Annotated in this window: 2 protein-coding genes and 1 pseudogene; all 3 read left to right on the forward strand. The window is 59.3% G+C overall.

Translation table 11 applies throughout. The features are described from left to right. Window positions 1-240: 240 nt before the first annotated feature. Window positions 241-864: pseudogene (locus ACOYNV_RS23380) on the forward strand (chemotaxis protein CheB); the annotation flags it as partial. 253 nt (window positions 865-1117) lie between these two features. Continuing rightward, a complete protein-coding gene (locus ACOYNV_RS23385; protein WP_422902217.1) occupies window positions 1118-4615 on the forward strand; it encodes an ATP-binding protein in 3498 nt (1165 codons plus the stop codon). Between the two features lie 727 nt (window positions 4616-5342). Further along, window positions 5343-8489, forward strand: coding sequence for an ATP-binding protein (locus tag ACOYNV_RS23390; protein ID WP_422902218.1), 3147 nt, complete (start codon window positions 5343-5345; stop codon window positions 8487-8489). Window positions 8490-8866: the final 377 nt, after the last annotated feature.

Consider the following 8866-nt stretch of genomic DNA (forward strand, 5'->3'; position numbering starts at 1 on the left):
GATCAATGCAGGTGAGAAGATAAAATCGGGAAGTTATTTCGTAGCCGTTCCTTAGTCGATTGGCTAGTAGTTTCATCAGAGGGGGCGGGGGGCGAGATGGGGATTTCGCGGAGCATGCTCCGCGCCCATTGAGCGATTCCGGCTGGTCAGCCGGAATGTGCCCTGCAAGGGAGGGAAACGGGCAGGACTTTCATAATTTGGGGCGCCTTGCAAAGCCATGCCCGTTAACCGGTCCTTAACCTTGGACTGAAAAGTTTTCTCGAAGACGCCGCCAACGACATCGTGCAGGCCGTGCGCAGTGCGGCGCTGGCCAACATGCGTGCGCTGCAAAGTTCGGTTCACAGTTCCGCGTCGGCCCTGGCATCGGCCGCCATGAGTCGCCCTAAAAATACGGCCGACAGCCTGCTTGGCACGGCTAGCAACCGCGCCCTGGTGCGCACCACGGACCAGGTGGTGGCCATCGGCACCTCGACCGGCGGCACGCAGGCACTGGAAGCCGTGCTGACCCGCTTGCCGGCCACCGCCCTCGGCATCGTGATCGTCCAGCACATGCCGGAAAAATTTACGGCGATGTTCGCCGAACGGCTGAACAGCCTGTGCCAGATCCAGGTGCTTGAAGCCAGGAACGTGACCGCGTGATCCCCGGCCGGGCGCTGATTGCCCCCGGCGGCCGGCACATGATGCTCAGGCGTAGCGGCGCCCAATACGTCGTTGATGTCAGCGACGGGCCGCTGGACCATCGCCCAGGACGAAGCGATCTGCGTTGTATTCGGCATGCCGAAAGAGGCGATCAAACTCGGCGCCACGGACCAGACCATCCCGCTGGATCACATTCCGGCGGCAATTGTCAGCTACGGCAAGTGATTTATTTCCGCTGTGGAAAACTGAAATTCGATTACCCACTGATTTTCACCTAGAGCCAAACAAATCAACACGTTGTTTTCTTTGCGATCTCCGCGCCTTTGCGCCTCTGCGGTGAGGTTTAGGGTTATAGTCATCGGTGGTCGCTTGAAGACGATTGCAGCCGGAACCTGGCCGATCCTGTTCTTGTCTGCAGGGGATAAATAAAGCCTCCTTGCCACCCGGCAAGCAGCACTATAAACAACGAAAAATCTGCATGAATACGAATATCTTTCAGTGGCACTCGATCAAGACAAGAGTGACCTTCCTTACGCTGGCCATTTTCCTTGTCAGTATCTGGTTGCTGTCGTATTTCGCCAGCCGGATGCTGCACAAGGACATGGAACGTCTGCTCGGTGCGCAGCAGTTTTCGACCGCCTCCATGGTCGCCGACCAGGTCAACAATGCGCTGGAAAGCCGGCTCAAGGCTCTGGAAAAAGTCGCCGGTACGTCTGCGCGGGCACAGCGGGAGGGCGCTGCCGCAATGCAGGCGCTGATCGACCAGCGCCCGATACTGCAGACGCTGTTCAATGGCGGCATCCTCGTCCTGAGCGTTGATGGGACGGTGGCGGCCGAGTACACTTCATCGGCGCGGCGGATCGGCGTCAACTACATGGATCTCGACGTTGTCGCCGCCGCCCTCAAGGAGGGCCAATCGACGATTGGCCGGCCGTTCATCGGCAAGGTAATCAAGAGTCCCGTGATTGCCATGGCGGCACCCATCTTCAACGCCCAGGGCAAAGTGATCGGGGCCTTGATGGGCGTGACCTACCTGAGCCTTCCCAATTTTCTCGACGGCATCACCGAAGGTCGTTATGGCCAGACCGGCGGTTATTTGATCAACGCGCCGCAGTACCGGCTGATTGTCACCTCGTCCGACAAAGCCCGCATCATGGAAACGCTTCCCGCCCCCGGCATCAACCCCTTGATCGACCGCTTCATCGAGGGCTACGAGGGTTCAGCTGTCTTCGTCAATCCGGCTGGCGTGGAGGTGCTGGCCTCGGTCAAAGGCGTTCCGGTGGCGGGTTGGTACGTGACCGCCCAGCTTCCCTCCGCGGAAGCCTTTGCCCCGATCCGCGACATGCAGCAGCGCATGCTGCTGGCCACGATCTTACTTACGCTGCTGGCCGGCGGCCTGACCTGGTGGGTCCTGCAGCGCCAGCTTTCGCCGATGCTGGTCGCCGCCAGAACGCTGACCACCTTGTCAGATACCGGCCAGCCTTCGCAGCCCTTGCCCATCGCCCGACCGGATGAAATCGGCCAGTTGATCGGAGGTTTCAATCGCCAACTGGAAATCGTCTGGCAAAGGGAAAAAGCCTTGCGCGAGAGCGAGGCTTTCAACCAGGTCATCCTGAATTCCGTCGCCGCCCGGATTGTCGTACTGAACCACGACGGGGTGATCATGGCGGTCAACGAACCGTGGCGACGTTTTGCCCTGGAAAACGGCATCGCGCCCGGCAAGCCGGTATCAGGCACCGCCGTCGGCGACAATTACCTGGCGATATTCAAGGACAGCAGCGGTTTTGCTTGCGAAAGTGCCGTGGACGCCGGCGCCGGCATCAGCGCCGTACTGGATGGCCGTTTGCCCAGCTTCTTCCTTGAGTATGAATGCCATACAGTGCAGCAACAACGCTGGTTGAGCATGAGCGTCACGCCTCTGGGCGCGGCGGGACAGGATGGCGTGGTCATCGCCCATACGGACATTACCGAGCACCGGCTGGCCAATGCCGCGCTCGATAATAAACGCACCCTGTTCGACGCCATTCTGCAAGGCACCACCGATGCCATCTATGCCAAGGATCTCGAAGGTCGCTACCTGCTGTTCAATCGCACGGCGGGCAGAATGGTCGGCAAGAGCGAGGAGGAAGTGCTGGGCAAGGACGACTATTTTCTTTTTCCGCCGGCAGAAGCAAAGATCGTCATTGACGGTGACCGTAAAGTGCTCGCTGGAGAATCGGCAGTACGTTACGAAGAGGTCTTGACCGAGGACACTGGCAGACAAATCACCTTGCTGACGACAAAAGGCCCGATTTTCGACCGCAGCGGCAAGAAGGTGGGCTTGTTTGGAAATACTCGCGACATCACCGAGCGCAAGGAAGCCGAAACCCGACTGACGCAAGCGCTGATCAAGGCCGAAGCGGCAACGCTGGCGAAGAGCGAATTCCTGGCCCACATGAGCCACGAAATCCGCACGCCGATGAACGCCATCGTCGGCGCCGCCCGCCTGATCGAATACGAGAGCCTGACGCCGCGCCAACTCGGCTATTGCCAGATCATGCAAAACTCCAGCCAGTCGCTGCTGGCGCTCATCGACAATATTCTCGACCTGTCGAAGATCGAAGCCGGGCACATCGAACTCAAGAAAGAGCCCTTTGACCTCGCCCGGATCGTTGACGGCCTGGCCGGCGTGGCCAGCGTTGCGATACAAGACAAAGCCATCGAAATCAGCTTCGACCTGGCGCCCGATCTGCCACCGCTGTTGATCGGCGACCATTACCGCCTTGAACAGGTACTCAACAATCTGCTATCCAACGCCATCAAGTTCACCACGCAGGGCAAAATCACGCTGCAGGTGCTGAAGGTTTCGGCTGACGCAGAAAAGGCCCGGCTGCTTTTCGCGCTTTCCGATACCGGCATCGGAATTTCACCCGAGAAGCTCGACGCCATCTTCGATGCTTTTGTCCAGGCCGAAAGCACCACGATCCACCAGTACAGCGGCACCGGCCTGGGCCTGGCCATCTGCCGGCAACTGGTGGAACTGATGGGCGGCACCCTCGTCGTCGAGAGCGTTCCCGGTGAGGGCAGCCGCTTTTCGTTCATGGCCGCCTTCCCGTTGCCGCAGGGCACGGAAGCCGTGCTTCCGACAGTACCGCTGACCGATCGGCAACCCGACTACAGCGATTTCACGGCATCGATCTCCCCGCTTGCCGGATGCCGGGTGCTGATGGTCGAGGACAATCAATTCAATCGTCAGGTGCTGGAGGGAATGCTTCATCATTTTGGCATCGAAGTCGATGCGGCGATCGATGGCAACGATGGCGTGAAGCGTTTCCAGGCCGGCAGTCCTTATGACGCGATCCTGATGGACCTGCATCTGCCCAGGATTAACGGATTCGATTGCGCGCGCGCCATTCGCGCCCTGCCTGAAGGCCAGCAGGTACCGATCATCGCCCTGACCGCCAACGTGTTATCAACGACCGCCGACCAGTGTCGCGCCGCCGGCATGAATGAGCACCTGAGCAAGCCGGTCGAGCCGGAAATGCTGCATCGATCGCTGATGTCCTGGATTCTGGGCGAAACAGCCGCCGCACCGGCCGAGGTGCCGCCGGCGAAAAAAGAACCCGCCGATCTTCTCCCCGACAACCTGCCCGGCATTGAGCGGGAAAAAGCGTTGGCCTGGTGCAATGGCAGCGCCCGCGCCCTGGTGAAACTGCTTGACCGCATGCTCGCCCATTCTGGCGAAGATCCGGCGAAGATTTCGCAACACCTGGCCACCGGCGATCTGGCCGCCGCCGCAAAGATGACCCACGACCTGGTGGCGGTTGCCGCCACCATCGGCGCCAGCCCGCTGGTCGCCGCCGCCCGCCAACTGGATCGCGAAATACGGGCGGGAAGCCCGGGAAGCACGCTGGCTCAGGAAGCGATCGACAGCATCGGCAGCGAGTTCTCGCAGTTGTATGCGGCTCAGGAGATGCTGCGGGTCCGGGTGGATTGATCGCCAGAAACCGTTGTTCAAACCACAACGAACAACGCACAAAACGTGAGCAGGCGGCGAAGCCTGCTCTGCTCCCCTCGCCCACTTGTGGGAGAGGGGCGGGGGAGAGGGCGATTTTGCTCATGCGGCCCGTAAATTACCCAGTTCCAGACCCTCTCCCCGACCCTCTCCCACAAGTGGGCGAGGGGGAAAACCTGGCTCGCCGCTGACTTTATCGGTTCCGGCTTGTCCGGGCCGGCTTGATCCTGTATAGCCCCAGCACGTAGGGTGGATAAGCGAAGCGCATCCACCAAAACCCAGGTTCAAACCACTACAGCAATGAACCCAACGAAAACTGGCTTCACCGTCTTGCTCTCCCATCCAACAGGGATTTCCTTCGGGCTCGCCTTTGGCCGTGCTCTCGTCGCCCAGCCCATTCACCATCATGCTACCGGTTTACTAGTATTGAATATAAATACTTCAAAGTATATTAATTATCCAGTTTTACAGGTAGTGTTGATACTCGCTCATTGGTATTCCGTTCCATGCGTCCTGCTGTGTTGCTTGCCACAAACATTCATTGCACGGTTCGGTAAGGCGGTCACACAGTACGGCGTCTGACGGCCTGTAAAAAATTCATTTCAGCCTCCTCGCTCGTCACCCCGGGCTCTGCACTTCCTTTGGTCGCTTTCGCCGGGGTGACGGTGGATAGATAGAAAATTTACCCTGCAACTTTAAAGGTCTGAACATGGCTATCCTTCTGTGGCGCTCGCTCAAGGCAAGATTGACCCTCTTCACACTGGCCATTTTCCTGACCGGCATCTGGGGGCTTTCGCTTTACGCCAGCCGGTTGCTGCGCGAGGACCTGGAGCGCCTGTTGGGCGACCAGCAGTTCTCTACCGTTTCTTTTATCGCTGCACAGATCAATCAAGAACTGGGCGACCGGTTGCGGGCGCTGGAAACCGTAGCCGGAAGCGTTACCCCGGCCATTCTGGGCAATACGGCGGCCTTGCAGGCAATGCTGGAACGGCGCCCGATATTCCAGAGTGCGTTCAACGGCGGCACCTTCGTCACCGGGATGGACGGCACCGCGACGGCGTCCATTCCGCTCTCGGCAGAACGCCTTGGCGTCAATTACATGGACCGGGATTTCATTGTCGCCGCACTCAAGGAGGGCAAATCGACGATTGGCCGGCCGGTGATGGGCAAAAAGCTGCTGGCGCCGATTTTCGTCATGGCGGTGCCGATCCGCAATACGCAAGGCAAGGTGATCGGTGCCCTGGCCGGGATAACCAATCTGGAAATGCCAAACTTCCTGAACAATATTACGAACAAGGGCTTTGGCAAGACCGGCAGTTATCTACTGATGGCGCCGCAGCACCAGTTGTTTGTTACCGCCAGCGACAAGAGCCGCAACATGCAGCCGCTCCCGGCCCCCGGCCTCAACCGGATGCACGACAAGTACATGCAGGGCTATGAAGGCTATGGCGTGGCCACAAGTTCCCGTGGCGTCGAAGTATTATCGGCAGCCAAAGACATTCCGCTGGCGGGCTGGAAGTTGGTCGCCGTGCTTCCCACCGCCGAAGCCTTCGCGCCGATTGGTGCCATGCAACAGCACATCCTGCAGGCCAGCATCTTGCTGACCCTGCTGGCCGGCGGCCTGGTCTGGTGGATCACGGCTTTGATGTTAAGACGTCAATTTTTACCGATGCTTGCCACATCAAGAATGCTCGACAGCCTGCCTGAAACAAATCAGCCCCCCCTTCTCTTGCCCATCACCAGCAACGACGAAATCGGCGAACTGATCGGTGGCTTCAATCGGCTGCTCAATTTCCTTGGAAAACGGGAGAAAGCACTTCAGCAAAGCGAAACCTTCAAGAACATCATCCTGAATTCGGTGGCGGCGGAAATCGCCGTGCTGGATCGCAACGGGGTCATTCTGGCGGTCAACGAACGTTGGCGGCGTTTTTCTCGGGAAAATGCCGGCGAGCCCGGAAATCCTGCAGCGCATACCGACGTCGGCAGCAATTACCTGACCGTCTGCCAGCCGGTCCACGGCAGCACGGCGGATGATGACGCAGTGAACGCCGGCGCGGGCATCCGGGCCGTTCTGGACGGCAGCTTGCCTAGCTTCAGACTCGAATACCCCTGCCATTCAGCGCAGCAACAACGCTGGTTCACGATGATTGTCATGCCTCTGGGACAGGATGTCATAAACGGCGTAGCCATCACGCACAGCGACATCACCGAGCACAAGGAAATCGAAGCCAGGCTGGTGCAAGCGCTGATCAAGGCCGAAGCGGCGACGCTGGCGAAGAGCGAATTCCTGGCCCACATGACCCACGAAATCCGCACGCCGATGAACGCCATCGTCGGCGCCGCCCGCCTGATCGAATACGAGAGCCTGACGCCGCGCCAACTCGGCTATTGCCAGATCATGCAAAACTCCAGCCAGTCGCTGCTGGCGCTCATCGACAATATTCTCGACCTGTCGAAGATCGAAGCCGGGCACATCGAACTCAAGAAAGAGCCCTTTGACCTCGCCCGGATCGTTGACGGCCTGGCCGGCGTGGCCAGCGTTGCGATACAAGACAAAGCCATCGAAATCAGCTTCGACCTGGCGCCCGATTTGCCACCGCTGTTGATCGGCGACCATTACCGCCTTGAGCAGGTACTCAACAACCTGCTTTCCAACGCCATCAAGTTCACCGCCAAGGGAAAAATCACGCTGCAGGTGCTGAAGGTTTCGGCTGACGCGGAAAATGCCCAGCTGCTTTTCGCGCTTTCCGATAGCGGCATCGGAATTTCACCCGAGAAACTCGACGCCATCTTCGATGCTTTTGTCCAGGCTGAAAGCACCACGACCCGCCTGTACAGCGGCACCGGCCTGGGCCTGGCCATCAGCCGGCAACTGGTGGAACTGATGGGCGGCGCCCTCGTCGTTAACAGCGCTCCCGGGGAAGGTAGCCGCTTTTCGTTTACCGTGCCATTCCAGTTGCCGCAGGGCACTGAAGCCGTGCTTCCGCCAGCCCGGCTGACCGATCAGCAACCCGACTACAGCGATTTCACGGAATCGATCTCCCCGCTTGCCGGATGCCGGGTGCTGATGGTCGAGGACAATCAATTCAATCGTCAGGTGCTGGAGGGAATGCTTCATCATTTTGGCATCGAAGTCGATGCGGCGATCGATGGCAACGATGGCGTGAAGCGTTTCCAGGCCGGCAGTCCTTATGACGCGATCCTGATGGACCTGCATCTGCCCAGGATTAACGGATTCGATTGCGCGCGCGCCATTCGCGCCCTGCCTGAAGGCCAGCAGGTACCGATCATCGCCCTGACCGCCAACGTGTTATCAACGACCGCCGACCAGTGTCGCGCCGCCGGCATGAATGAGCACCTGAGCAAGCCGGTCGAGCCGGAAATGCTGCATCGATCGCTGATGTCCTTGATTCTGGGCGAAGCATCCATCGCCCCGGTCAAGGCACCGCCGGTGGAAAATGAAACTGCGGAAAGCACAGAAAACACTGATCTCCTGCCCGATAATCTGCCCGGAATCGAGCGGGCCAAGGCTTCATTCTGGTCCAATGGCAGCGCCCGCGCCCTGGCCAAACTGCTTGACCTCATGCTCGCCCATTCGGGGGACGACCGGGCCAGGATTACGCAACACATCGCCGCCGGCGATCTGGCGGCCGCCGCACAGATGACCCACGACCTGGTGGCGGTTGCCGCCACCATCGGCGCCAGCCCGCTGGTCGCCGCCGCCCGTCAACTGGATCGGGAAATACGGGCAGGAAGCCCCGGAAGCACGCTGGCACAGGAAGCGATCGACAGCATCGACAGCGAGTTCTCGCAGTTGTATGCGGCCCAGGAGATGCTGCGGGTCCGGGCGGATTGATCGTTCAAAGCACAAGGAACAATGAACCTGAGCCGGACGAGCCCGAACAAAAAAACCCCGTCAGCGCGCACCGGTTTTCCCCCTCGCCCACTTGTGGGGGTTTGCACCCTTCTCCAGTGCAGCGCTGCAAATAACACCTCTGCAAGCCGCTTCGACAGGCGTTCTACAACGATGCATGCCTGATAGCCAATAAACACGCCACACTTCAGGCTTGCAATCTGCAGATCGTTTATTCATGCGGGTTACAGCCACTGCATGGTTGACAAAAAGGGCTGGATGAACTCCTTCTTCCGGTTATCCGGATTCTGGCGAAAGCCTTCGTCCACCTGTGCCTTATTCATCATCTCTTCCGGTGATATTTCGTAGGGGCACGGCGT

This window comes from Propionivibrio sp., from assembly GCF_049316945.1.
GTDB lineage: Bacteria > Pseudomonadota > Gammaproteobacteria > Burkholderiales > Rhodocyclaceae > Propionivibrio.